Source organism: Riemerella anatipestifer, from assembly GCF_009663465.1.
GTDB classification, from domain to species: Bacteria; Bacteroidota; Bacteroidia; order Flavobacteriales; family Weeksellaceae; genus Riemerella; species Riemerella anatipestifer_C.
This window is the reverse complement of record NZ_QXHU01000004.1, coordinates 224,633-249,645: the sequence shown is the minus strand read 5'-3', so window position 1 is coordinate 249,645 and position 25,013 is coordinate 224,633. Positions and strand designations below refer to the sequence as shown.

Genomic DNA, 25,013 nt, shown 5'->3' with positions numbered 1-25,013 from the left:
TTTAAAGTTCAAATATTCAAGGTTGAATAAGCGTACATATCCCTTAAACCTTAAACATAGAACCTTGAACAGCTTCAGCTCCTTGAACTTTAAACTTTTTTACAACTTCACAATTTAACAATTTAACAACCTAACAACTTAACCATCATCAATTAACAATTTAACAACTTAACATCTATAAACTTTAACATTATGAAAAAGATTTTATTCTGTGCGATGTTTCTGCCGATGGCATTACAGGCACAAGATGATTACAGTGGCAGAGTGGGCATTAACACCAGTAGCCCCAACGCAACTCTAGAAATTAGTAAAGAAGGGAATAATGAATCCAAAGGACTCATTATCCCTCGTTTAACGGCTACGGAAGTAAAAACAATGACCGACAATGGTAATGTAGGAGAAAACCAAAACTCTATGATGGTATATATTACCGAAGGCTTTGCGACACCAGATACAGACAAAGTAGGCAAATATGAGCTTATAGATGCCACAGGCTACTACTACTATGACCATAATACCGCTACCCCAGAAAACTCCCGATGGAGAAAAATAGGAACTGGAGTTTACACCGCTGGAAAAGGGATGAAACTCAATAATACAGAGTTCTCTCGCACAGGGCTAGAAGAAGTAACCGAAAACGGAAAAACAGGTTGGAGACTGATTGGACAAAATTCTGACGCAAGACTAAAGACGGGAAAAAGAGCTGTTGATTTATCTTATAGCCCAGAGATTTCTAATACAGAAGAATTTAATGTTTACGACTATAGCAATTCTTTTGATACCCCTACAGTTCGTCAAACACTTACTTTTGATAGACTGTGGTCAGATACAACGGTTCCCCATCCTTTTCGTTATAAAAGGGGGGCTTTTGGAGACTTATCAGTAGCTTTAGGGACATACGCAATGGCTGGTAATTTAGGTTCTAGTTCTTTAGGTGGAGTAAACACATACTCTGTTGGGCTATTTTCTACAGCTGTTGGAGGATATAATAATTTTGCAATAGGAAGTAACTCCATAGTTTTAGGAGGAAGTGGTAACGTTGCTGAAGCTACTGGTTCTTTAGTTGGGGGCGGTGAAAATTCTGGTGTGTCAAAATTTGTTACTATTTTCGGGTTACGAGCTACTCGAGAATCACGTGACAATAATGAATTAAGCGAGATCGCAACAGGTATAACTGACCATAAAAGACGCCTATTTGTGGTAGGTAACGGTTTTAATAGTAATTCCGATGCCTTTACTATTTTGCGTAATGCTAAAGTGGGGATAGATATAAATTATTTTGAGAATACTACTTCTGATGCCAAACTACAAGTAAATGGGGCTATAAAAATAGGTAGCAACTCTACTACGACAACTTATGGCACTTATGATACATCTGGCACAATGCCTTGTAATGAGAGTAATTATGGATCTATCAAATTTGAGAATGATAACTTCTACGGCTGTAAGTCCACAGGTTGGGTACTGCTTAATAATTAAAAATAAACCACAATATAAACTTAATAAATTATGTCAATTAAATTTAAAGTAGTAGAAAGAGGTCAGCCGGGTGTAAGCGACGGCGGTAACAAAAAATGGTATGCCAGTGCAGCCACAGACGGCGAGGTAGGTATAGACGAGCTCGTAAAACAAATTGAGAAGTTTTCTGCCCTCAGTGAGGCCGATATTAAAGGCGTTATCATCGCTTTAGAGAATGTGATACAAAATGCTTTGTCGGATAGCAAAATTGTCCGTTTAGAGAAATTGGGGACACTGTATCCTACCCTAAGCAGCGGCGGAGCCGCCACGGAGAAAGATTTTACCCAAAGCCTTATTAAATCGGTAGGTGTAAACTATCGCCCCGGTAAACGCATCTTAGATAGTATGAAGGCGGCAGGCTTTGAAAAAGTGAAGTAAACCGTCCTATCTATGCGCCTTAAAAAACTACCGCAGGTTTCAAGAGAAACCTGCGGTAGTTTTGTATAAAACCTGCGGTAGTTTTTAGTGAAACCTGCGCAGGTTTTTTAGCCTACCTAGCTTATCTTCGGAAAGCCTTTATTCATAGGGGGTACAGAACTGCGTTAGGTTTGTTTCAAAACAAAAGAAGGGCGATAAATATATACGCTTGTCCTTTTGTCTTGAAACAAACCTAACGGAGTGGTTCGGCGAAGCCAAAAGGACCAAAAGTTCAAGAGCAAAGGTTAGGTTTGGCTCCGCCGAACCACTCCGTTAGGTTTGCCTACGGCACGGGACTGCCCCCTGCTATTTGGAAGCTATCGCTCCCAATACCGCTACGGGGGCAGTCCCTAAACTTACCTTTGCTCGGCAGAGCGTTGATAATGGCTAAGTGGTGATAATTTAGCATTGCTTTAAATAAATATGTATGTCCTTTTGTCTTGAAACAAAAGGACCAAAAGTTCAAGACTAGAAAACTACGGCTAAAAATGGGGCGTCCATTCTAAAAGCCCTAGAACTCACGCCAAGGCTAAGTCCGACGCTTGTTCAAACAATAGGTCTTTTTTAACGAATGGACGCCCCATTTTCTTAACGCCTCCGTTTCCTTAGGTCGGAGAATGGAGCGGTGATAATTTAGTATTGCTTTAAACGGTCTTTGGTGATAGTAGGCTTGTCCTTTTGTCTTGAAACAAACCTAGCGGAGTGGTTCGGCGAAGCCAAAAGTACCAAAAGGTCAAGAGCAAAGGTTAGGCTTGCCTACGGCACGGGACAGCCCCCTGCTATTTGGAAGCTACCGCTCCCAATACCGCTACGGGGTCATTCCCTAAACTTACCTTTGCTCGGCAGAGCGTTGATAATAGCTAAGCAACTATAATTAAAGGTGGTTTTAAAATGGTCTTTGGGAGAGGAGTGCTTATAATATATATAGTATATCTGACCTCTAAGCCCGACGGCGTTAAGAACCTCGTTACTAAAGGCGTTAAAAAATACCCATTGTTTGAGCATTGGTGTGGGCAGGAGCGTTGGAGCGAGTTTTGGGGATTTTAGCCTTTAGTAATGAGGTTTAGCCAGAGGGGTTACAGTCTTGAATTTTTGCTTCTTTTGCTTCAAGGCAAAAGAAGGGAGATAAATATATATGCTTGTCCTTTTGGCTTGACCCAAACCTAACGAAGTGGTTCAGCGGAGCCAAAAGGACCAAAAAGTCAATACTAGAAAACTACGGCTAAAAATGAGTCTTCCATTCTAAAAGCCCTAGAACTCACGCCAAGGCTAAGTCCGACGCTTGTTCAAACAATAGGGCTTTTTTAACGAATGGACAACACATTTTCTTAACGCCTCCGTTTCCTTAGGTCGGAGAATGGAGCGGTGATAATGGCTAAATGGTTATCATTTAAAGTAGTTTTAAAATGGTCTTTGGGAGAGGAGTGCTTATAATATATATAGTATAAAAGAAAGCCTCACTTTACCCAAAAGCAAGGCTAGTTTTTGTAAAAAAGAAACTTCTACCTATTTTATAAGTTTAATCTTTTATTTCAAGTTCTACCACATAGCCCTCGTGGGAGCGGACATTCATTACACCACCATCTTCAAATGCTAAGTACTGCCCTTTAACTCCTTTTAAAATCCCTTGATATTCTTTTGTCTTACTTAGATTTATAGAAGTAATTTTTTCTAAGGGTGTATAAGGATATTTTAAACTATAAAGTTCGGACTCTACCACAAACTTTTGACTTTCCTTTGGGAATAAACCAACTACTTCCTCTCTTAACGCAAACAAATCTACCTCGCTAGTCCCATCATCAGAGAGCATTTTTCGCCAGTTGGTTTTATCGGATAAATGGTTTTTAAGAGCCACTTCTATAACTCCAGCTTCGTAGCGGTTTTCGGTCTTCGCTATGGGAAGAGCCTTTGTTGCTCCTTGGTCTATCCATCTGGTAGGCACTTGTGTTTGTCTGGTAACTCCAACTTTAACCTCTCCCGTATAAGCCAAATAAACTAAATGTGGTTGCAACTGTATTTTCCGTTCCACTTCTATATCTCTTTCTTCTATATCTAGGTGGGCTTTAGAAAGTTCGGGCTTTAGGATAGTTTCACTAGCGTAAGGGCTTTCAAAAAAGCATTTTTTACAAAACCCCATCTGGTACACAGGCTCATCGCTCCCACATTCCACACACTGAAATCCTATATGCTTTATACTCAACCTACGGTTAAACAAAGCGTTGATGTGCAGTAAATCATTAGATAAACTAAGGTAATATTGGATAGGTTCTGCCAGCTGTGCAGACATCTTGAGTACTTGCCCTGTAAATAACATCTTCTGTGAATTTTGCTCAAAAATACAGATTAAATTCGGCAGTAACAAACCTGTGAATTATCAGACTTTGCCACTACAAACAAAAACAATACATTTGCTATCTCATTTAATCTAATTATGAAACTACTTAACAACGCTCTCAAAAATTTAAAGAAAATAGTTGACAACTACCCAATGGTACTACTTTCGGCACTCATTTCTTATATTGCCATCGTTACGGTTATTATACGGGATACAAAGCTCGATTTTGTTTATAATATGGCGGTTATTGCCTTTGTTTCTGCCACGGGGATAGGCTTATTCTTTTCTCTAAAAAAGCTAAGTGATGTTATTGGCAAAAAATGGTTTCTTAATATCGTGGGTGTAGTGCTATTAGTGGGATATTACGCTATTTTTCCCAATGATGAAAACAAATTCAGCTCTCAGTTTGAAAATTTCACTTTTATAATCATTCCTATCACTGCGATTATCCATTTATTTATTTCGGTAGCTCCCTTTTTACCAAAGGTTAAAAACGAATACTCCTTCTGGAACTATAACAAAAACTTGTTTGTTAACTTCGTACTGTCCTCTCTATTCAGTAGTGCTCTAACGGTAGGAATTCTTTTAGCTATCAACATCTTTAATAGTTTATTCGGCATCAATGATAATTATAAAATATACCCTATCTTATTTTCTGGCATATCCATTTTGGGGAACACCATTATTTTCCTCCTTTTTGAAGAAAGAAGCAGAGAAGAAGAACGCACTAGTACTATAACAGAGTTCCCTATCGCACTCAAATTCTTCACCCAATACATACTTATTCCACTTCTATTCATCTATTTAGTGATTATGTACTTGTATGCCACCAAGATTATTTTCTTGTGGGAACTCCCTAAAGGCTTGGTATCTATCACCGTGATTAGTTATTCCTTAGTAGGGATATTCGCATTGCTTTTGGTACACCCACTAAAAAATGAAAACAGTAAATCTTGGGTTAAATGGTTCTCCAAAATATTTTACTTCTCGCTTGTACCAATGTTAGTATTGCTATTTGTGGCGATTTTCACTCGTTTGTTCGATTACGGAGTTACCGAGTCTAGATACTTTGTCCTTTTAATGGCGATATGGATTACCTTGTGCACCTTCTATTTCATTTTTAGAAAGAAGACTTCCATATCGTTTATTCCTAAAAGTTTGATGGCATTTTTAATCTTTGCGTTAATTTTCCCTTACTTTAATGCATTTTCTGTATCTAAGAGAAGTCAGCTAAACCGTTTGCATCAACTATTGTCCGAAAATGGACTACTCGTGAATGGCAAAATCAATTTTAATAAAACGATAAAGCGTTCTGTTTTTTATGAAATTAGTGATACAGGAAGATACTTAATTAACCGAAATGCAAAAGATGAACTCGCCCAATATCTTGATGAAAAACATTTTAAAAACCTAAACAAAGAGTTCCCTTATTTTGTAGAATATGACGATTTTACCACTATAAATGATGAAACAGGAAGCATTACTGAAAGAGGTAGTGAATATAAATATTTCAGTTTAACAGCTAGAACACAAGCGATACCTTTTGACGGCAAAGGTTGGATTCTAAGTACTGAATATGATAATAATACCGAACTAACAATAGAAAACAAATCGTTAAAGATAAATAGTAACCTACTCATAAGCCTAGATAATAAAGAAGTAAATTTTGCACCAGATATTACTGAATTTGCTAAAAACACCCCTATGGGCGAAGTAGAAGAAATGGCGTTCACAAAAAACCTTGAGGGCTACCGTATAACGATATACATTAACCGTATTGATTATAATGTTGAAAAGGAAGAAGTAACCTATGCGAATATAAAGCTTGTTACAATTCAAAAGCTTTAAAGCAAATACAACAGTAGTTGTACTATAAAATACCTTTATACGAAGTATTGCTAAAAACCGTTTTACTTTAAATTTTCTTACCTTTGACCTTAAAAAATTAAAAATGTCAGTATTCTACCATAAATTTGAAGTTCGTTGGAGCGATATAGACGCCAACAGACACCTTGCCAACTCTGCCTATGTGCAGTATTGTGCCCAAACAAGAATGGCTTTTATGAACCAACATAAAATGGGACTTGCACAGCTTAATCGTTGGGGAATTGGTCCTGTACTTCTTCACGAAAAGTATTCGTTTTTTAAAGAAATTTATGCAGACCAAACGGTTTATGTTTCTTTGGAGGTTTCGGGCGTGTCAGAAGATGCCAGCATCTATGCTTTTACTCACAAGTTTTATCTACCTGATGGTACTCACTGTGCCACTTCAGAAGTAATGGGCGTATGGATAGACACTATGCTAAGAAAAACCACCACGCCACCTGATGATATTTTGGTAAGTCTGGCACCCTATAAAACAGAAAACACCAAAACACTAAGTAGAGAAGACATCAAAAATCTTCCTTTCAGACCAGAAAATATAAACCCTTCTGTTTTTCAATCTTAATTTTTAAACTTCATTATGTTAGAAGAAAAGAAAATGGCACTTACTCCAGTTTCTCAATTAGGAGAGTTTGGACTGATAAAACACTTAACCGACAAATTCAGTTTAAAAAACACCTCTTCGGAACTAGGCATAGGAGATGATGCTACCATCATCAATCCAGAAAACAAAAAAGTAGTTGTTTCTACCGATGTTTTGGCAGAGGGCGTACATTTTAATTTAGGTTATGTTCCGCTAAAGCACCTAGGGTATAAGGCTGTTGTAGTCAATCTAAGTGATATTGCAGCTATGAATGCCACACCTACACAAATATTGGTTTCTGTAGCGGCTTCCAACCGTTTTCCTGTAGAGGCTTTTGACGAAATTTATGCAGGTATCGCTTTAGCTTGCGAACGCTACAATGTAGACCTTGTAGGTGGTGATACTACCAGCTCCCAAGCAGGACTTATATTGAACATTACAGCCATAGGACTCGCAAACGAAAATGAATTAGCCAAACGAAGCGGCGCTAAACCTAACGACCTATTAGTAGTTACAGGAGATTTAGGTGGTGCATATATGGGGCTGCAAATTCTAGAACGAGAGCATTCGGTGTACTTAACCAATCCTAATATGCAACCAGAAATGGAAGGCTACGACTATATCCTAGAACGCCAACTAAAACCCGAAGCAAGAACGGACATCAAAAAGACTTTAACCGAATTGGACATCACTCCAACCTCAATGATAGATATTTCTGACGGATTAGCTTCGGAGATTCTGCACTTGTCTGACCAAAGCAAAGTAGGTTTTAGATTGTACGAAGAGAAAATCCCTATGGATACTCTTACTATAACTACCGCAGATGAGTTTAATCTAAACCCTGCAATGGCAGCCCTTAACGGTGGCGAAGACTATGAACTCTTATTCACCATTTCTCCAAACGATTATGAAAAGATAAGAAACCACCCAGATTTTACTATTATTGGTCATGCTACGGAGCTAGAACAAGGCAATTATTTGGTACTAAGAGGAAGCGAACAGCTCACGCCACTCACTGCACAAGGCTGGGACGCACTCCTTTCAAAGTAAATATTTTTCATAAAGAATAAGGCTTATACTTTTTTCCGTATAAGCCTTTTTTTGAACAATCAATGTTCTGTTTTTTCTATCAGATTTTCATTTTCAAAATTATGAAGTTTTCGTTTTTGTCTTTCCAATAAATTTCTCACATTTTCCGCAGAAGTATCAATCCCCATACTGATAGCCTCTGCCACAAGCCTTTCTATATTGCTTTTCTTCATTTTTCGTATTTCTGAAAAGGTGGCTGGGGTAGCCTTTTTGTATCGCGAGTCTTGTAAAGAAAGTGCTTTGCCGTTGAGGTTATCTTTGAATGTAGATTTTACCAATTCAAAACTAAACTCGCCATCTTCACTTTCTATTTTCACCACCAAACCTGGCAAGCCTGTAAATTTATAAGGTCCGTAAGGCAACGGAATCTCTGGGGCATACCAAGCCACCCAATCTCTACCCTTGTAGTGTAACGTTGCTTTTTTGCAACTGAAAGTATTGATGGTTTCACTTTCATTTATCAATTTCCAATCTTTGATAACTGGCTCTTTATAAGTATATGAACTACTTCCATTTCCCTCAAAATAATGATTTTCTTGGCTGGTTTGTAAAACGCTATAATCATATTTGTTTTTCAATCTATCAGACATTGCAACATTAATAGGTCGTCCTTTTGGTGTGGCGGCAAAAGCTCTGTAAATATCACTTTGTCTTGCAGAGTCATTTTTCGCCATATTTTCACTAAAAAAGAAAGCCTTGTCCTTTAAAACCTGCAAAAGAAAAACTTCCTCATCTACGAAAGAATTAGTTTTATCCAATTTCGCCTTTAAAAGATAGGCAAATTCTACTTCCAGCGTATTTTCATCATTCTTTTGAGCTAATAATAATGTGGAGAAAATTAAGCCTAAAAATATTACTATATTCTCTATTTGTTTCATTATAATCTTCAATTTTTTGCCAAGATAAAACTTTCGTCTAAATATCCAAAAGTTTTTTATAAAATATATCTAATTAAATAAAAAACACTTTGTAATTCTCGTTTTTCATCTTTCGTTAAAGAAAAAATAAGTAAATTTACAACCTCTAATTTGAACCAAAATCTATAATAAAAATGATTAAACAAAACTGGACCACTCAGGAAATATTAGACATATACAATCTTCCTTTTTTGGAGCTTATCTATAAAGCGGCTACTATTCATCGCCAATACCACGACCCTAATAAAATACAAGTATCCTCACTCATTTCTGTAAAAACAGGAGGGTGTCCAGAAGATTGTGGTTATTGCCCTCAAGCAGCAAGATACCACACAGAGGTTAAAATCCACGAGATGTTACCTGTAAACCAAGTGAAAGCTCAAGCCTTAAGAGCCAAGCAAAATGGTATTTCTAGAGTGTGTCTAGGGGCAGCGTGGAGAAACGTAAAAGACGGTCCTGACTTTGACCATGTATTAGATATGGTAAGAGAGGTAACTAAACTAGATATGGAAGTATGTTGCACCCTAGGAATGCTTACCGAAAATCAAGCTAAAAGACTAGAAGAAGCTGGGCTATACGCCTATAACCATAATATAGACAGTTCCGAAGAATATTATAAAGAAGTGATTTCTACTCGTGCTTTTGAAGACCGATTAGAAACCATCAATAATGTAAGAAAAACCTCTATCACCCTTTGTTCTGGAGGGATTATTGGTATGGGAGAAAGTGTGGAAGACCGCTGTGGAATGCTAAAAGTTTTAGCCAATATGATGCCGCAGCCCGAAAGTGTTCCAATCAATGCTTTGGTTGCCGTAGAAGGAACACCTATGGAAGACCAAGAACCTGTAAACATTTTTGAGTTTGTAAGAATGGTAGCTACTGCTAGAATTGTTTTGCCTAAAACTCAAGTAAGACTTTCCGCAGGAAGAACCGAGTTCTCTAAGGAAGGACAAACCCTTTGTTTCTTTGCAGGTGCCAATTCTATTTTTGCAGGAGATAAACTATTAACCACCCCTAACCCTGATATTAACGAAGACAAAACCTTATTTAACCTATTAGGAATAAAACCTCAACAGCCTTTTGAAAAACACGCCAAAAGAGAGGTAGTGGATAAAGAAAATAGCCGATACACTGCTCTAGGAGAAAACCCTAAATGGACGAGGCCTAATCATAAAATCCCAAGAAACGAAGAGAAAAGAAAATCTAGTAACTTTCTAAAAGATAATGAATAAAAATATAAACGATTACCTTGGGCTCTTCCTTCGTTCTTTTTTGCAAGGATTAGTTATTATTGGTCCCGTTGCAGCAACGGTATGGATTATTTGGTATATTGTGTCTAGTATAGACAATATTATCCCCTCTATTGCAGAGAAATTTCCAGGGCTTATCTTTATATTGGTAATCAGCAGTACCGCACTTATAGGCTGGCTTGGTAATAAATTTTTATTAGGAAGAATTTTAGTAGATAGTATGGATTATCTACTTGAGCATACGCCAGGTATCAAATTTATTTACACTTCTTTAAAAGATGTAATGTCTTCTTTTGTTGGAGACAAAAAGAAATTTAACATACCTGTACTCATCAAAACTAATGATTCTCCAGAAGTTTGGAGAGTAGGCTTTCTTACTCAAAAAGATGTTTCTATCATGGGACTTCAGGAGCATGTATCGGTCTATCTTCCGCATTCTTATGCAGTCTCTGGCTGGGTAGTTTTAGTAGAAAGTAAAAATGTAAAATTATTAGAAAATATCAACGCTGCTGATGCCATGAAATTTGCTGTAAGTGGTGGAGTTGCTGGATTTCCTAATAGTGTTATAACGAAAAAGAAGGTTAACTTAAGTTAACCTTCTTTCAATAATTTTATTTTCGTTCAATAGGATTATTATTTTCGTTTAAAAACTTTTTCAGTTTTACTTCTGCTTCTTTTATTTTATCTACAAAATAAGAACCATCTGGAAGTTTATATTCTTTCATTGCTGGATTATTAAAATGTGTTTTAATAGAAGCAAATGGATCTTGCTTATAGTTTTGATAAACTTTATCAAACTTCTCACGAGTTACCTCTATCCCATTCCCCGCACCAAATTCTTTCATCATTTTATCCATATATGGTGTTGCTTTTTCTTCAGAAAGTTTCTCATTCCCTTTAAGCACCCACTGATAATGGTTTTGAGTATCTTCTATTTTAACAATAAGCCCTGGTAAACCATAAAATTTATACGGACCATCAGCAAAAGGAATATCCGTAGTAAACCAAGCTACCCAATTCCTTCCACCAAAAGAAGTGGTTGCTTTTTGTGTAGAATAATTTTCTATCGTAGCTTTATCTGATTCTATTTTCCAATCCAGCTTTACAGGCTCTTTATATACGAACTTTTTCTCTAAAATAAAATCTTCATAAGCTACCTCTTTAATTGGGTAAGGCTTTACTATAGAATAGGTAAATTTACCTTGTTTTAATCCAAATTTTTCTTGGTCGAACATATTACCTGTTCTCTTAGCTTGTTCCATAAAAGCCTTCATCAGCGAATCTTGAGAAACCGCCATATAATCTCTATAAACCGATTTGTCTTTCCACACATCTAATACCGTAAGTTCTTTTTCCACCTTGTTAGCAGAATCTTTGCTTGGCTTAAAAGTCATTTCATAAAAGAAACGATTAACCTCCTGTGCAGAAAACAACCCTGCTAAAAGAAGTAACACTAAAAGATTTATTTTTTTCATAATTAAAATTTTATTCTAAACAATAAGTAGCAAAATCATTAAATTTGTTACAACATAATTTACTAAAACACCTGTTTTTTATTTCATCAGCTCCTTAGCCTGTTCTAAGGCAGCATCTGTAATCTTAGCACCTGACAAGATTTGAGCTATTTCGTGTAGCTTTTCATCTTCTGATAACGAAATAATTCTAGACTGCGTTCTGCCTTCCACCTCGCTTTTAACCACTTTGTAATTATGATGTCCTTTAGCCGCCACCTGTGCCAAATGAGTAATCACTATCAGTTGCATATCTTTAGCCATTTCTTTCATCACCTTCCCTATTTCTTCTGCCACCCTTCCAGAAACGCCAGTATCTATTTCGTCAAGAATTAAAGTTGGTAAAGCTGTTGTTTCCGCCATTATTTTCTTAACACTTAGCATCACTCTAGAACGCTCTCCGCCAGAAATCGCCGTCTGTATAGGTTTAAGCGGAAATCCTGTATTGGCTTGAAATAAGATATTGATGTTTTCTTTCCCAAAAGAATTAAATGTTTCCGCTTCCAAAAAACTAACTTCTATCTTGGCTTTCTCTAGACCTAACTGTTTCAGAAGTTGCTCTATTTTATCTTTGAACACAAGACTGGCTTTAATCCTAGTTGAAGACAATTCTTTTGACAAAGTTTCTAGCTGAGCTAAAGATTGTTCCAACTTTTTAGTAATATCATCTATCTTCTGCTCTAATGTATCAAAGCTGTTTTGCTCTTCAGACAGTTTATTTTTAATAGCTAGTAAATCCTCCACTGTATCTACTTGATGCTTTACAAACAGTGTATTGATTTTATTAACTATCGTTGTAAGTTCAGACAGCAAATGAGGATTCATTTCTATTTTTTCCGCCTGATTTTCTACTTCGCTTACAATATCTTTAAACTCCTCAAATACAGATTCTAAACGCTGACTCACCTCATCAAACTGAGAGGAAGCCTCCGATACTCTATACAGTTTCGTTTTAGCGTCCGCCAAAGCATCTAACACCCCAATTTCCTCTTGATGAAAACGAGCAATCACCGCAGCTAAATTCTCCGATATAAATTCTGCGTTTTCTTGTGTGTTCAACTGGTTTTTAACCTCTTCAAAATCTATTTTATCTAAGGCCAATTCTTCTAATTCTTGGAGTAGAAAAGATTTATAATCTCGCTCTTTAAGTCCTTCTGATAACTGATTTTGAGCTTCTTCTAAATCCTTCTTTAAATTCTGATAAGCCGAAAAAGTCTTTTGATATTCTGCTAAAATAGACTGATTTTGTGCAATGCCATCTATAATCTTAAATTGATAAGCCTCGGTAAACAACAACGAAGTTTCAAACTGCGAATGTATATCCACCAACTTAGATGACAAATTTTTAAGAACATCTAATGTTACAGGAACATCGTTCACAAAAGCCCTAGACTTGCCACTTGGGAGGATTTCTCGTCTAATGATGGTGGGGTTTTCAAAGTCTAAATCATTCTCATTAAAAAAGGATTTTAAATCGTTGGAAACTTCAAACTCAGCCTCTACAACACTTTTTTGTTCTGTATCTGCCACGGCTTTTAGGTCGGCTCTCTCACCAAGTATTAGTCTTAAAGCTCCCAAAATAATAGATTTACCAGCTCCTGTTTCTCCTGTAATGACCTGCAAACCCTCATTAAGATTTAAACTCAATTTATCTATAAGGGCAAAATTTTGTATGTAAATTTTATTTAGCATAAGCACAAAAATACGAATTTAACTTTCAGCTCTGAAAGAAAATATTAGCTAGGTATCTCCTGTATTTTAAACTCATTTCTGAGCAAAGCTAACTTTATTTCGTTTTTCAAATCGGAAGAAACTTTATCTACTTTTATTTTTAACTTCAAGAGTTTATCATAAGTGCTTATCTGGTGATACCAATCGTAAAATCCATAGCCTGATACCTGTCCTTTTTCTATCAACAAAAACGATTTTTCGCCTCTCGTCCTACCCTGTCCTGTAAGAAGGATATTTTTATCTTTAAAACTTAAAAACTGTTCAATAGCTTCTTTGTGGTTTAAAACTTCGTGATTTTTAATAAAATTAAGCACTTTTCTACCCTGCGAATAGGTTTTAAATTTAATCATAGGTGATAACGATATATCTCTACGCACTCGTTTGACTAACCATTCATCATTTTCAAAAAAAAGTCCATACGGCAAATGTGTCGTTTTGGCAAGACCTTTAGTCTTCATTATCAGCTTTGCAAACAACTCTGACGCCACTAGTTCATAGGAAATCTGTTCTACTTCGTTTTGTATTTTTTGCCACTTTTTCGATTTAGCATTAAATACCTTCTTCGCAAACTTGTAAATACCATCTGTAGCCTCGGATAAAATAACCTTTCCTCCAGCGTCTTGGAAATAAATAATCCCTCGTTTTGCTGGTAAATCTTGGGTAAGTGTTTTAACTTTATTGAGGTAGGTTTTTGCATTAGCTTCCTCAAAATGGGATTGAATAATCTCGTTATCTTTATCCTTAGTCATCAGCAGTTTAAAAAGGTCTAGCGTTGCTCTAGCATCACTACTTGCCCTGTGATGTTCTGCTAAAGGTATTCCTAAAGACTTTACCAATTTCCCCAAAGAATAACTTTCTTCATTAGGAATGAGTTTTTTGGCTAAAGGTATGGTGTCTAATGTTTCTATACTGAAATGATAACCCAACCTCTTAAAAGACTGCCTCAACATTCTATAATCAAAATCTACATTATGCCCTACTAAGGTGCTTCCCTCGGTGATTTCTATAATTCTTTTAGCAATTTCGTGAAATTTAGGAGCAGTTTTAACCATTTTAGGCGTGATGCCCGTCAGTTTTTGCACAAAATGAGAAATATCGGCTTCTGGATTTACCATAGAGATAAATTGATCCACAATTTTGTGTCCATCATAACGATAGATAGCGACCTCTATAATACACTCCTCTCGGAATACACCACCATTACTCTCTATGTCTATTACCGAATACATTTAGCTTTGAAATAAAAAAGCCTCCCTGTAACCAGAGAGGCTTAAAGTAGCCCGTAGGGGAATCGAACCCCTCTTGCAAGAATGAAAATCTTGAGTCCTAACCGATAGACGAACGGGCCATTACAATTATTAAGCTAATCTGTTAACATGCTTAGTTAACTTACTCTTCAAATTAGCCGCTTTATTTTTGTGAATTATATTTCTTTTAGCAAGCTTATCTATCAAAGAAACTACCTTAGGCAATTGCTCTAACGCAACTTTTTTATCTTCTTCATTTCTTAATACTTTCACAGCTGTCCTAGTAGTCTTGTGATAGTATCTGTTACGAAGCCTTCTAACTTCATTCTGTCTTATTCTCTTAAGTGCTGATTTATGATTTGCCATAACTTTACTAAAAACTTGGTTGCAAAAATACTTTTTTTTTTTTAAATTACCAAAACTATTTTAAAAAAAAATTAAATTTAGTAGCCTATAGGGGAATCGAACCCCTGTTGCAAGAATGAAAATCTTGAGTCCTAACCACTAGACGAATAGGCCATTTCAGTTTTGGACTGCAAAAATACAGCTTTTTTTGAAATTACAAAATTTTTACCAACTATTTTATAACTTTTTCTACAACAATATTTTTAATACCTTTATTTTCAATAGATTTCATTTCAGAAATAGCTTCTTCTAAAGTAGAGAATTTACCATAGGTATAGTAAAATTTACCACCATTTCGGTTTCTTTCAACATTATTATTCAATGTTTTAAGTATATAAGAATCATTCCCTAACTTTTTATCTGTAACAGCTACTTCTAAAGTATAATACCCCTGCGCTAACTTCTGATTAGGTACAAAACCTATGGCTACAGCATTTCTAAAACCAGCATCTTTTGCTGTTTTCACATTAGCATCTTTTATAGAAGCATAATTTGTAGTCCCATAATAATATTTATAGAAGTTACCTTCTTTCATTGTAAAAATATAGTTTAGTCCTTTCAATGCGGGATCACCGTCATTAAATTTATCAGCAGAACTCATCAGCAGAACTCTAAAATCATTTTTTAGGGGCTGCTCCTTAGGCTTCTCTGGCACATCATTAAAACTAGGCCTCCCACTTGTTTTATCATGAAGTTTCTTGTATGCTATCACTGCGTTATATATACTTTGAACCACAGCTTTTTGTCCAGAATCTGAAGATAAATAAGCCGCCTCATCATAATTACTAATGAACCCCATCTCTATAAGTACCGAAGGCATAGCATTCAACCTTAGTACATGAAGATTCTTTTGCTTAACTCCTCTAGAAAATCTTTTATCTTTATTTACAAAGTTATCCTCCACAAAACTTCCGAAAATAAGGCTCCGTTCTAAATATTTTTGTTGTTGAAGTTTCAATGCAATCAATGATTCTGGTGATTTAGGATCATAAGATGCAAATGTCTGTTTATCCTCTTCATCTAGAAAAATAACATCATTTTCAGACTTCGCTACTTCTAAGTTTGCCGCATTTTGATCTGGTCCTTGCACAAAAGTTTCTGTACCATAGGCACTACTTTTTGCTGCATTACAATGTATAGAAATAAACAAATCGGCCTTAGAACGGTTAGCTAAATTAGTTCTATAAGTTAAATTAGGATATGTATCTTCCTTTCTTGTATAAATTATTCTGAGATCTTTATTTTTTTCTAGCATCTCACCTAACTTCAATACTACTGAAAGAGTAACATCTTTTTCCCTCACTATCCCCAAATCACTATAATTTCTGTAAGCACCGTGATCACTTCCTCCATGTCCAGCATCAAGAACGATAGTGAATTTTTTTTGAGCCGCTATAGTTACAAATAAAACACTAAAAAAAAGGGCTAAATATTTTTTTATAGGAAATATGTGTTTAATCGTGTTCATTTTTGATAAATTTTACTAATTTTGGAGCCAAATTTTCAATATAAAGCATTGGCAAAAAACAGCTCCAAAAATACTTTACTTATTTTAATTATCCTAATTTTTAACAATTTTTTAGCACAAAACACCCCTCGTACAAATGCTAAAAATATTGAGGATAAATCTGTAAAAAAGGACAGCCTATCCCCTCGTAAAGAATCCCTCGAGGGTACCGTGAAAATGCAATCCGAAAACCAAAGGAATGATGTTCAAAAGAAAATGACTTACCTTAACAAAAAGGCCAAAGTACAGTATTTGGATATGACTATAGAGGCAGATTACATATCCATAAACTGGGAAAATGGAGATATTTTCGCAAGAGGGGAGCAAGACGAAAATGGGAAAATTATAACTCCCGCTTCCTCTACTCAAGCAGGTAAAAAATACGAATATAACGAGGTTAAGTTTAACTTTAAAAATAAAAAGGCTATTGCCTACAATGCTAGAACCGAAGAACAGGAAGGCGTTATTGTAGCTCAAAAAACAAAAAAGGTAAACGACTCTGTTTTCTTTATGCGAAACGGAGTTTACACTACTGATGAATATTTTTTAAAGAAAAAAGACAGTCTTGCAGACTATCATTTAGCAGCACCTAATATCAAATTGATTAAAGGGAAAAATGCCTCAAGGGTAATTACAGGACCTATACAAATGTACATAGAGCAAGTCCCTACCCCTCTAGTAATGCCATTTGCAATACTCCCCTTTTCTGATAAAAGAACCGCAGGCATCTTAATTCCGAGTTTTGGAGAAAGACAAGATGTAGGTTTTTTCCTGAATAACTTTGGTTATTACCAACCTATAGGTGAACACTTTGATTTAAAAGTCTTCTTAGATTTTTATACCAAAGGAAGTTGGAACATTCGTCCCGAGCTAGGTTATAAGAAAAACTACAAGTATAATGGTGTCTTCTCTGCAGATGTAGGTACTACAGTGCACGGTATAAAAGGACTCAGTACTTACTCTAAATCTAGTACTTATCGTATTACTTGGCGACATACTCAAGATGCTAAAGCTAATCCATTTTTTAACTTTTCTGCCTCTGTAGATATGGTTAGTAATCGTTTTTACAACAATACAATCAATAACAATTATATCTTCAATCAAGATGTTCTTAGAACACAACAGAACTCCGCCATTAGCATTACCAAAAGATTTCTCAATCTACCTATAAGCATCACAGGAAGTGCCACTTACTCTCAAAATTTCGCCACAGGAGATGTTAATATCAGACTTCCTCAGCTCAATGTAATGATAAACCAATTCTACCTATTCAAGCCTAAAACAGGCGTAAGAACTGGTCTACTAGAAAACATTTATGTAAACACAGGGCTATCATTGGATAACTATGTAAATACCTCTCAAAAGCAAGCCTTCACAAAAGATATGTGGAGTAATATGCAAACTGGTATAAAAATCCCCGTATCATTAACTACCAATACATCTGTAATGAAGTATTTTACACTCTCTTTGGGCGCAAACTTCAATAATGTATTAACTACAAAAACTCTAAACAAAAGCTACGACCCTATAAGTAACACCACAGTAAATACCTATCAAAATAATATTGCTGGGTACTCTACTTTTTCTACTTCTGCTGGTTTACAGACCGTAATTTATGGGCAAGCCAATTTTAGGAAAGGAGCAAGGATACAAGCCATAAGACATATGGTTTCTCCTAGTGTGAGCTTTTCTTATACACCTGACTTTGGTAAATCTAATTGGGGATATTACCGAAACTTTTACGGTGCAGATGGTTCTATAAATTCTTATTCTATATTTGAAGGAAGTATTTTTGGAACACCCTCCCGTGGGCTATCTCAAACTATCAGCTTTAACATCAATAATAATATTGAAATGAAAGTTCGGTCTAAGACAGACTCTACTGGAGTTAAAAAGATTAAAATATTTGAAAATATCAATATTTCTGGAGGCTATAACTTTGCGGCTGAAAAATTCAAATGGTCAGCTTTCAATATCAGCTCTCAAAACTCACTCTTTAATAATAAGCTGAATATAAACTCTAGCCTTTCATTAGACCCTTATAAAATAGTGTTCAGTTCAGACTCCAACATAGGAGAACGAGTGGATAAGTTTGGATATTTTAACCTTCAAAATTTTAATGTTCAACTATCTTATCCTCTAAGTAGTGCTTTATTCGCAAGTAAAGACAAGGACAACCAAGCAAAGTATAAAACCAAAGGCAGTATAATGCAAGAGAAATATTCTTTTGATGATGATAACTATGCCCATTTTGAACAGCCTTGGACACTAAACATCAATGCTAATTACAACTACTCAAAGGTTCAAACAAGATTTGGCACTAAAGTAGCTTCCATAGGACTAGATGGTAACATAAAATTAACTCCATTTTGGACTATCAGTGGTAGTACCCATTACGATTTAATTAGCAAAGAGTTAGCTTACGGAAGATTAGGCTTCTCTAGAGACCAAAGGAGTTTTACTATCAACTTTAACTGGGTACCTTTCGGAAGGTTTAAGGTCTATGATTTCTTCATCGGCATCAAAGCCAACATATTAAGAGACGCAGTAAAATACAGAGAACGTAGTTTCCCACAACAAAGCGATTTTTAATTTTTTAAACACTTCTTTTAACACCAAGAAAAAAACTTTTATATTTGCTCTCTCAAAATTTAAACTAATACCAAACATCATAAATATCATGAAAACAATTATATCAACCAATAACGCTCCTGCTGCCATAGGTCCTTACTCACAGGCTAATATGGTAAATGGGGTTTTGTATATTTCAGGGCAAATCCCCATCAATCCTAGTAATGGCGAGTTGGTTACAGGAATAGAGAATGAGGCTCATCAAGTAATGAAAAACTTGGAAGCCATACTAAAAGAGGCAGGAATGTCTTTCTCTAATGTCGTAAAATCCACTATTTTCTTGAAAAATATGGATGATTTTGGCCTCGTTAATGATATCTATGCATCTTATCTAGACAGCACACAGCTCCCTGCTAGAGAAACTGTACAGGTGAGTAAATTACCTAAAGACGTGAATGTAGAAATTTCTATGATTGCACACCAATTTTAAATGGACTTTGTTAGAAATACCATAGGAGTTTTATTAGGTCTAACCGCCGCAGGGCTTATCATCACACTAGGAGTTAGGCTGAATCCTTCGTGGATAAATTATAGCACTTTTTCTCCCTTTGAACAATGGGAAAAGGTACTATATTCTGTAAAAAATAAAAACGGATTTTTTATTGCATTGCTTTTCTCCTCTGGTTTAGCTGCCACCATAGGTGGTGTAACCACAGCTATTGTTGTAAAATATGCCAAAGTGGCTTACGCCATTCTAATAGGCTTTATTCTTTTATTTCTAGCGATGCTAGACATCATTATCTTTCCATACCACCCTACTTTTTATAAGATAACTATATTTCTAGTATTCTTTCCATTCTCTTGGTTAGGAGGAAAAATAGTAGAAGTAATTTATAACAAAGGCAAAAAGAAGCGTAGAACTAACACAAACTAAAAACTAGCCTTAACCTCCTCTAAATCCATAAAAATAATCGAATTTATCTTCGCTTTTTTACTCAGAATTAGCTAAATTTGTAGAGTTATTTTTAAAAATATAATACAATGAGTTACATTTCTTACATTGAAGCAAGACAAATTTTAGATTCTCGTGGTAATCCTACTGTAGAGGTAGATGTATTCACAGAAAATGGTGCTATGGGTAGAGCGGCTGTTCCTTCTGGAGCCTCTACAGGAGAGCACGAAGCCGTAGAACTTCGTGATGGTGGTTCAGAATATGTTGGAAAAGGTGTTCTAAAGGCTGTAGAAAATGTAAGGGAAGTTATCGCTCCTGAACTTATAGGTCTTCCTGTTTTTGACCAAAACTTGATAGACCAAGTGATGATAGATTTAGACGGCACTGCTAATAAAGGTAAACTAGGCGCTAATGCTATACTAGGAGTTTCTCTTGCAGCTGCAAAAGCTGCCGCTACCGAGCTTAGAATGCCTCTTTATAAATACATCGGTGGTGTAAACGCAAATACACTACCTGTTCCTATGATGAATGTTATCAATGGTGGTTCTCACTCTGACGCTCCTATTGCATTCCAAGAGTTTATGATTATGCCTGCAAAAGCAGATTCTTTCTCTCACGCTCTAAGAAAAGGAACTGAAATATTCCATAGCTTAAAATCTATCCTTAAAGGAAGAGGATTGTCTACAGCAGTAGGAGACGAAGGTGGTTTTGCACCTACATTCAACGGTACAGAAGATGCTCTTGACACCCTTCTACAAGCAATAGAAAAAGCAGGGTACAAACCAGGTGATGACATTATGCTTGCACTAGACTGTGCTTCTTCAGAGTTTTATGTAGATGAAACTTATGATTACAGAAAATTTGAGGGAGACAAAGGGGCGCACAGAAGCAGAGAAGAACAAGTGTCTTACCTTGCTGAATTAACTCAAAAATACCCTATCATCTCTATAGAAGACGGTATGCATGAAGACGACTGGCAAGGTTGGAAAATGCTTACAGATAAAATCGGAGATAGAGTACAATTAGTAGGTGATGATTTATTTGTAACCAATGTAGAAAGACTTTCTAGAGGTATTAAAGAAGAGGTGGCTAATTCTATTTTAGTAAAAGTAAACCAAATCGGTTCTTTATCCGAAACTTTAGCAGCGGTACAAATGGCACAACACAATAAATACACTTCTGTAATGTCTCACCGTTCAGGAGAAACTGAAGACGCTACTATTGCGGACTTAGCAGTAGCTTGTAACTGCGGACAAATAAAAACAGGTTCAGCTTCTCGTTCTGATAGAATGGCTAAGTATAACCAACTTTTGAGGATAGAAGAAGCTCTTGGAGAAACAGCAATATTCCCAGGTCTTGATGCCTTTAAAGTAAAAAGATAATACATAAAAACAATCATTATTATAGCATTTATCTTTTGTGATAAGTGCTATTTTTTTATTATCTTTATCGCAAAATTTAAGAAAAAATATAAAATAATTAGATTATGTCTGACAATAAAGTTTTATTAAAGTACGATGGAAAGGAGTATGAATATCCTATCGTAGATAGTGTTTTAGGAGATAGAGGGATTGATATTTCTAAATTAAGAGATGAAACAGGACTTATAACCCTAGATAAAGGCTACAAAAATACAGGTGCCACTATTAGTGAAATTACTTTCCTAGATGGAGATCAGGGAGAATTATTCTATAGAGGTTATCCTATTGAGCAAATCGCAGAAAAATCTAACTTTACAGAAGTAATGTACCTATTGCTTCACGGAGAACTTCCTACCGAAGAGCAGTTTAAAAACTTTGAAAATAGTATCAAAAACTACAACTGGGTAGCAGAAGAAATGAAAAAATTGATGGACGCATTCCCTCGTTCGGCACACCCTATGGGAGTTTTGTCTTCTCTTACTTCTGCCCTTACAGCATTTAATCCTAGAGCAGTAGATGTTAAATCTAAGGAAGATTTAGACCACGCTGCGGTGATGCTTATCGCTAAGTTTTCTCACCTAGTTGCTTGGACTTACAGAAAAAAACAAGGACTACCTCTTAATCACGGAGATAATAAATTAAACTATGTAGAAAACTTCTACAAAATGTGTTTCCGTATGCCAAACCAAGAGTTTGAGATAGATCCCGTTATTGTAGATGCACTAGACAAACTTCTTATTCTTCACGCAGACCACGAACAGAATTGTTCTACTTCCACAGTAAGAATGGTGGGGTCTGCACACACAGGTTTATTTGCTTCTATATCTGCTGGAGTTTCTGCTCTTTGGGGACCACTTCACGGTGGTGCTAACCAAGCTGTGATAGAAATGCTAGAGATGATAGAAAAAGATGGTGGGGACGTAGAGAAATATGTAAAGAAAGCGAAGGATAAAGAGGATAGCTTCCGTCTAATGGGCTTTGGACACAGAGTTTACAAAAACTTTGACCCTAGAGCGAAGATTATCAAGAAAGCGGCAGATGATATTCTTAATAAGTTAGGTATACACGATAAGGCCCTAGATATTGCAATGCAACTTGAGAAAGTAGCGCTAGAAGACGATTATTTTGTAGAAAGAAAACTTTATCCAAATGTAGACTTCTATTCTGGTATCATATACAGAGCTTTAGGAATTCCTACTGAAATGTTTACTGTAATGTTCGCTTTAGGAAGACTACCAGGCTGGATTTCTCAATGGAAAGAAATGAGACTTATGGGAGACCCTATCGGAAGACCTAGACAAGTTTACCAAGGTGCTGGAAAAAGGGATTACACGCCACTGAACCAAAGATAGCAAATAATACCTCATACTTTTAAAATCTTTCCTTTTTTGCGAAAAGGAAAGATTTTTTATAAAATAACTAATCATAAATATTTGAGGTTACACAAAGTTTTTTCAATTCAACTTTTTTACTTAAATTAGTTGCTTTAAAGGGATTTTCTTGTTTTAAAGCTAAAAGATGTATGAATAAAATATTAACTCTAATACTGGTGTTGCTTTGTTCATTAGCAAATTCTCAAAATAGTTTTAAAATTTCGGGAAAACTCAAAGGATTTAAGGAAAATGCTCTTGTAAAAATTGATAGAGAAAATATCGCTTTGGATAGTTGCTATCTCAAAGACGGAAATTTCAAACTTAAGGGTAGCCTTAAACAATCACCATCTTTAGTTTTTTTAACTATTAAAAATGGGGAAGAATGGGTTTACAGCTCGTTTTTCATCGGAAATGAAAACATTACCATCAATGCTGAAATTAAAAATTTTCCGTATAATGTAAGGGTTGAAGGCTCAAAGTACGATGATTTGAGATACGAATTCATCACTCTTGGAAAAAAATTGAATTTCCAAAGAAATGAATATTTAAAAGAAATCGTCAAACTTAGAGAACAAAATAAATGGAATGATAGTTTACAAAGTGCATATTGGAGAAACACCGAACCTTTAGGGAAAATCACAAAAATTGACCAAGAATTGGATAAAATTCAAAGAGAATTTATTACAAAAAACTTAAATTCTTATTATGCTCTTCGTCTTTTAGAAGAATCAAAAACTCAATATTCTAAAGTTGAACTTTCAAATCTTGTAAAAAAAATAAAGCCTTCTTTCAGAAACACAATTTATGTAAAATCAATTAGCACTTATATTAAAAATCCTGATTTAAAAATTGGCGATAAGTTTTACGACTTTTCAGCCATAAATTCAAAAAATAAAAAAGTGAAATTTTCAGATTTTTTTGATGGAAAATATATTTTACTAGATTTTTCTACCTTATTTTGTGGATTTTGCCAACAAGCAATTCCCGAACTTGAGAAAATCAAAAAATCTCAATATGAAAAATTAGAAATTGTAACATTTTATGTAGACGAAAGTCAAAAAGGATTTAATGGACTACTTGACAAACACGGTAAAGACTGGAAGATGATTTGGGATAAAAAGGGAAGACTTAGTGACACTTATGCAAAATATAAAGTTTTTGGAACACCAACATTCTATCTTTTTAATCCTAAAGGGATATTAATTAAAAAATTTGATGGGTTTTATGAAGATTTATCAGAGCAAATTTATAAAACAATAAGCAATGATAACTTATAATATTGCATAAAAAATACTCAAAATTAAAAAAAATAATTCTATATGAAATTAAATATAAAAAACGAAACGGGTAAATTAAAATCAGTTGTTTTAGGGCAACCACATTCTAATGGTCCTATTCCAACGTTAGAAGAAAGTTATGACGCCAAATCTTACCACTCCATAGAAAATAATATTTATCCTAAAGAAGAAGATATTATTAACGAAATGAACGCCTTCGAATCGGTTTTAAAAAAATATGATGTGGAGGTTTTCCGTCCAGAGATTATTCAAGATTACAATCAAGTTTTTGCCAGAGATGTTGCCTTTGTAATAGAAGACAGAATGATTATTTCTAATGTAATTCCTGATAGAGCAGACGAACAGGAAGCCTATCGTAAAATATTTGAAAAGGTGGAATGGCGTAAAATCATCAATCTTCCAGACACAGCTCACATAGAAGGTGGCGATGTAATTGTGTGGAATGATTTTATTTTCATAGGAACTTGTTTCAGCGAAGATTATAGAAACTTTAAAACCGCCAGAACTAACGAGTATGCTATAGAAACCCTCAAAGAATACTTTCCTAAAAAAAGAATTTTAGACTTTGATTTAAAGAAAAACGACAGAGTACCATACCAAGGTATCCTCCACTTAGATTGTACCTTTAACCCTGTAGGAAAAGACAAATGCATTATTTACAAAGATGGGTTTGTAGACAAGAGCGATTATCATCTAATCTTAGACATCTTTGGAAAAGAAAATTGTTTTGAGGTAACCTCTGAAGAAATGTTTGCTATGTTCCCTAATATTTTCTCTATATCTCCAGAAGTAGTGGTTTCTGATAAAGCTTTTACTAGAATGAATAACCATCTTCGTGACGAGTGGGGCCTCACAGTAGAAGAAATTCCTTACAGAGAAATTTCTAAAATGGGAGGGCTATTAAGATGTTCTACCATGCCTCTTGTAAGGGAGTAATTATTACTTTTTAAATCATAAAAATAGATAAATCAAAAAAGCGCTTCCAAAAATTGAAAGCGCTTTTT

The 25,013-nt window shown here is 35.4% G+C and carries 21 protein-coding genes and 2 tRNA genes; 14 read left to right on the top strand and 9 right to left on the bottom strand.

The genetic code is table 11. The features are described 5' to 3' along the window. Positions 1-192: 192 nt before the first annotated feature. Complete coding sequence (locus D1003_RS07435; RefSeq protein ID WP_153936309.1) at positions 193-1,479, top strand: hypothetical protein; 1,287 nt, start codon at positions 193-195, stop codon at positions 1,477-1,479. A 30-nt stretch (positions 1,480-1,509) separates the two neighbouring features. After that, a complete protein-coding gene (locus D1003_RS07430; protein WP_153936308.1) occupies positions 1,510-1,896 on the top strand; it encodes an HU family DNA-binding protein in 387 nt (128 codons plus the stop codon). Positions 1,897-3,454: 1,558 nt separating this feature from the next. On the opposite strand, the gene D1003_RS07425 is transcribed toward D1003_RS07430, so the two are convergent. Further along, positions 3,455-4,249 (bottom strand): DUF2797 domain-containing protein, encoded by a 795-nt coding sequence (locus tag D1003_RS07425; RefSeq protein ID WP_153936307.1) that lies wholly within the window; start codon positions 4,247-4,249, stop codon positions 3,455-3,457. Positions 4,250-4,366: 117 nt separating this feature from the next. Here D1003_RS07425 and D1003_RS07420 point away from each other — a divergent pair, with 117 nt between their 5' ends. The 3 genes from D1003_RS07420 to thiL all read left to right on the top strand — a co-directional run bounded on the left by D1003_RS07420 (position 4,367) and on the right by thiL (position 7,787). After that, positions 4,367-6,118 carry a DUF4153 domain-containing protein gene (locus D1003_RS07420; RefSeq protein ID WP_153936306.1) on the top strand — a complete coding sequence of 584 codons (1,752 nt, stop codon included), beginning with the start codon at positions 4,367-4,369 and terminating at the stop codon, positions 6,116-6,118. A gap of 103 nt (positions 6,119-6,221) precedes the next feature. Continuing rightward, the gene (locus D1003_RS07415; protein ID WP_079207381.1) at positions 6,222-6,719 is read left to right on the top strand and encodes a thioesterase family protein; all 498 of its coding nucleotides are present in this window, start codon (positions 6,222-6,224) and stop codon (positions 6,717-6,719) included. Between the two features lie 15 nt (positions 6,720-6,734). Then, the gene (gene thiL / locus D1003_RS07410; RefSeq protein ID WP_153936305.1) at positions 6,735-7,787 is read left to right on the top strand and encodes a thiamine-phosphate kinase; all 1,053 of its coding nucleotides are present in this window, start codon (positions 6,735-6,737) and stop codon (positions 7,785-7,787) included. Positions 7,788-7,846: 59 nt separating this feature from the next. Here thiL and D1003_RS07405 read toward each other — a convergent pair whose 3' ends face one another. Continuing rightward, positions 7,847-8,704, bottom strand: coding sequence for a GLPGLI family protein (locus D1003_RS07405; RefSeq protein ID WP_153936304.1), 858 nt, complete (start codon positions 8,702-8,704; stop codon positions 7,847-7,849). Positions 8,705-8,877: 173 nt separating this feature from the next. Between D1003_RS07405 and bioB the strand changes: the two genes are divergently transcribed. Both bioB and D1003_RS07395 read left to right on the top strand, forming a co-directional pair. Further along, positions 8,878-9,975: a biotin synthase BioB gene (bioB, locus tag D1003_RS07400; RefSeq protein ID WP_014937603.1), complete on the top strand. Its 1,098-nt coding sequence runs from the start codon at positions 8,878-8,880 to the stop codon at positions 9,973-9,975. Then, positions 9,968-10,588, top strand: coding sequence for a DUF502 domain-containing protein (locus D1003_RS07395; protein WP_153936303.1), 621 nt, complete (start codon positions 9,968-9,970; stop codon positions 10,586-10,588). Before bioB ends, D1003_RS07395 begins: the two co-directional genes overlap by 8 nt. A 16-nt stretch (positions 10,589-10,604) precedes the next feature. Here D1003_RS07395 and D1003_RS07390 read toward each other — a convergent pair whose 3' ends face one another. The 7 genes from D1003_RS07390 to D1003_RS07360 form a co-directional block, all read right to left on the bottom strand. Next, positions 10,605-11,468 carry a GLPGLI family protein gene (locus D1003_RS07390; RefSeq protein WP_153936302.1) on the bottom strand — a complete coding sequence of 288 codons (864 nt, stop codon included), beginning with the start codon at positions 11,466-11,468 and terminating at the stop codon, positions 10,605-10,607. Between the two features lie 78 nt (positions 11,469-11,546). Then, complete coding sequence (gene recN / locus D1003_RS07385) at positions 11,547-13,196, bottom strand: DNA repair protein RecN (RefSeq protein ID WP_153936301.1); 1,650 nt, start codon at positions 13,194-13,196, stop codon at positions 11,547-11,549. Between the two features lie 44 nt (positions 13,197-13,240). Then, entirely contained in the window at positions 13,241-14,464 is a 1,224-nt protein-coding gene (locus D1003_RS07380; protein ID WP_153936300.1) for a PolC-type DNA polymerase III, read from the bottom strand. Between the two features lie 47 nt (positions 14,465-14,511). Continuing rightward, positions 14,512-14,583, bottom strand: a tRNA-Glu gene (locus D1003_RS07375). A gap of 10 nt (positions 14,584-14,593) precedes the next feature. Next, positions 14,594-14,848, bottom strand: a complete 255-nt coding sequence (gene rpsT, locus D1003_RS07370; protein WP_153936299.1) for a 30S ribosomal protein S20 — start codon at positions 14,846-14,848, stop codon at positions 14,594-14,596. Positions 14,849-14,929: 81 nt separating this feature from the next. Continuing rightward, positions 14,930-15,001: transfer RNA gene (locus D1003_RS07365), tRNA-Glu, on the bottom strand. Positions 15,002-15,059: 58 nt separating this feature from the next. Continuing rightward, entirely contained in the window at positions 15,060-16,355 is a 1,296-nt protein-coding gene (locus D1003_RS07360; protein ID WP_153936298.1) for an N-acetylmuramoyl-L-alanine amidase, read from the bottom strand. A 21-nt stretch (positions 16,356-16,376) separates the two neighbouring features. Here D1003_RS07360 and D1003_RS07355 point away from each other — a divergent pair, with 21 nt between their 5' ends. From D1003_RS07355 to D1003_RS07325, 7 genes are all read left to right on the top strand, one after another. Then, the gene (locus D1003_RS07355) at positions 16,377-18,986 is read left to right on the top strand and encodes a putative LPS assembly protein LptD (RefSeq protein ID WP_153936297.1); all 2,610 of its coding nucleotides are present in this window, start codon (positions 16,377-16,379) and stop codon (positions 18,984-18,986) included. A gap of 88 nt (positions 18,987-19,074) precedes the next feature. Continuing rightward, a complete protein-coding gene (locus D1003_RS07350) occupies positions 19,075-19,455 on the top strand; it encodes a RidA family protein (protein WP_014937958.1) in 381 nt (126 codons plus the stop codon). After that, entirely contained in the window at positions 19,456-19,899 is a 444-nt protein-coding gene (locus tag D1003_RS07345) for a hypothetical protein (protein ID WP_014937957.1), read from the top strand. Positions 19,900-20,006: 107 nt separating this feature from the next. Next, positions 20,007-21,299: a phosphopyruvate hydratase gene (gene eno, locus D1003_RS07340; RefSeq protein WP_153936296.1), complete on the top strand. Its 1,293-nt coding sequence runs from the start codon at positions 20,007-20,009 to the stop codon at positions 21,297-21,299. A gap of 104 nt (positions 21,300-21,403) precedes the next feature. Then, positions 21,404-22,690 carry a citrate synthase gene (locus D1003_RS07335; RefSeq protein ID WP_153936295.1) on the top strand — a complete coding sequence of 429 codons (1,287 nt, stop codon included), beginning with the start codon at positions 21,404-21,406 and terminating at the stop codon, positions 22,688-22,690. A 170-nt stretch (positions 22,691-22,860) separates the two neighbouring features. Next, positions 22,861-23,988: a TlpA disulfide reductase family protein gene (locus D1003_RS07330; protein ID WP_153936294.1), complete on the top strand. Its 1,128-nt coding sequence runs from the start codon at positions 22,861-22,863 to the stop codon at positions 23,986-23,988. Between the two features lie 42 nt (positions 23,989-24,030). Next, the gene (locus D1003_RS07325) at positions 24,031-24,945 is read left to right on the top strand and encodes a dimethylarginine dimethylaminohydrolase family protein (RefSeq protein ID WP_153936293.1); all 915 of its coding nucleotides are present in this window, start codon (positions 24,031-24,033) and stop codon (positions 24,943-24,945) included. The last annotated feature ends 68 nt before the right edge of the window (positions 24,946-25,013 follow it).

What these genes read in the sequence shown, in the direction of transcription:
- D1003_RS07405 (WP_153936304.1), bottom strand. Translation starts at nt 8,704, where the DNA reads ATGAAACAAATAGAGAATATAGTAATATTTTTAGGCTTAATTTTCTCC.
- eno (WP_153936296.1), top strand. Translation starts at nt 20,007, where the DNA reads ATGAGTTACATTTCTTACATTGAAGCAAGACAAATTTTAGATTCTCGT.
- D1003_RS07435 (WP_153936309.1), top strand. Translation starts at nt 193, where the DNA reads ATGAAAAAGATTTTATTCTGTGCGATGTTTCTGCCGATGGCATTACAG.
- D1003_RS07430 (WP_153936308.1), top strand. Translation starts at nt 1,510, where the DNA reads ATGTCAATTAAATTTAAAGTAGTAGAAAGAGGTCAGCCGGGTGTAAGC.
- rpsT (WP_153936299.1), bottom strand. Translation starts at nt 14,848, where the DNA reads ATGGCAAATCATAAATCAGCACTTAAGAGAATAAGACAGAATGAAGTT.
- D1003_RS07425 (WP_153936307.1), bottom strand. Translation starts at nt 4,249, where the DNA reads ATGTTATTTACAGGGCAAGTACTCAAGATGTCTGCACAGCTGGCAGAA.
- D1003_RS07345 (WP_014937957.1), top strand. Translation starts at nt 19,456, where the DNA reads ATGGACTTTGTTAGAAATACCATAGGAGTTTTATTAGGTCTAACCGCC.
- D1003_RS07395 (WP_153936303.1), top strand. Translation starts at nt 9,968, where the DNA reads ATGAATAAAAATATAAACGATTACCTTGGGCTCTTCCTTCGTTCTTTT.
- bioB (WP_014937603.1), top strand. Translation starts at nt 8,878, where the DNA reads ATGATTAAACAAAACTGGACCACTCAGGAAATATTAGACATATACAAT.
- D1003_RS07325 (WP_153936293.1), top strand. Translation starts at nt 24,031, where the DNA reads ATGAAATTAAATATAAAAAACGAAACGGGTAAATTAAAATCAGTTGTT.
- D1003_RS07360 (WP_153936298.1), bottom strand. Translation starts at nt 16,355, where the DNA reads ATGAACACGATTAAACACATATTTCCTATAAAAAAATATTTAGCCCTT.
- recN (WP_153936301.1), bottom strand. Translation starts at nt 13,196, where the DNA reads ATGCTAAATAAAATTTACATACAAAATTTTGCCCTTATAGATAAATTG.
- thiL (WP_153936305.1), top strand. Translation starts at nt 6,735, where the DNA reads ATGTTAGAAGAAAAGAAAATGGCACTTACTCCAGTTTCTCAATTAGGA.
- D1003_RS07415 (WP_079207381.1), top strand. Translation starts at nt 6,222, where the DNA reads ATGTCAGTATTCTACCATAAATTTGAAGTTCGTTGGAGCGATATAGAC.
- D1003_RS07330 (WP_153936294.1), top strand. Translation starts at nt 22,861, where the DNA reads ATGAATAAAATATTAACTCTAATACTGGTGTTGCTTTGTTCATTAGCA.
- D1003_RS07390 (WP_153936302.1), bottom strand. Translation starts at nt 11,468, where the DNA reads ATGAAAAAAATAAATCTTTTAGTGTTACTTCTTTTAGCAGGGTTGTTT.
- D1003_RS07420 (WP_153936306.1), top strand. Translation starts at nt 4,367, where the DNA reads ATGAAACTACTTAACAACGCTCTCAAAAATTTAAAGAAAATAGTTGAC.
- D1003_RS07380 (WP_153936300.1), bottom strand. Translation starts at nt 14,464, where the DNA reads ATGTATTCGGTAATAGACATAGAGAGTAATGGTGGTGTATTCCGAGAG.
- D1003_RS07335 (WP_153936295.1), top strand. Translation starts at nt 21,404, where the DNA reads ATGTCTGACAATAAAGTTTTATTAAAGTACGATGGAAAGGAGTATGAA.
- D1003_RS07350 (WP_014937958.1), top strand. Translation starts at nt 19,075, where the DNA reads ATGAAAACAATTATATCAACCAATAACGCTCCTGCTGCCATAGGTCCT.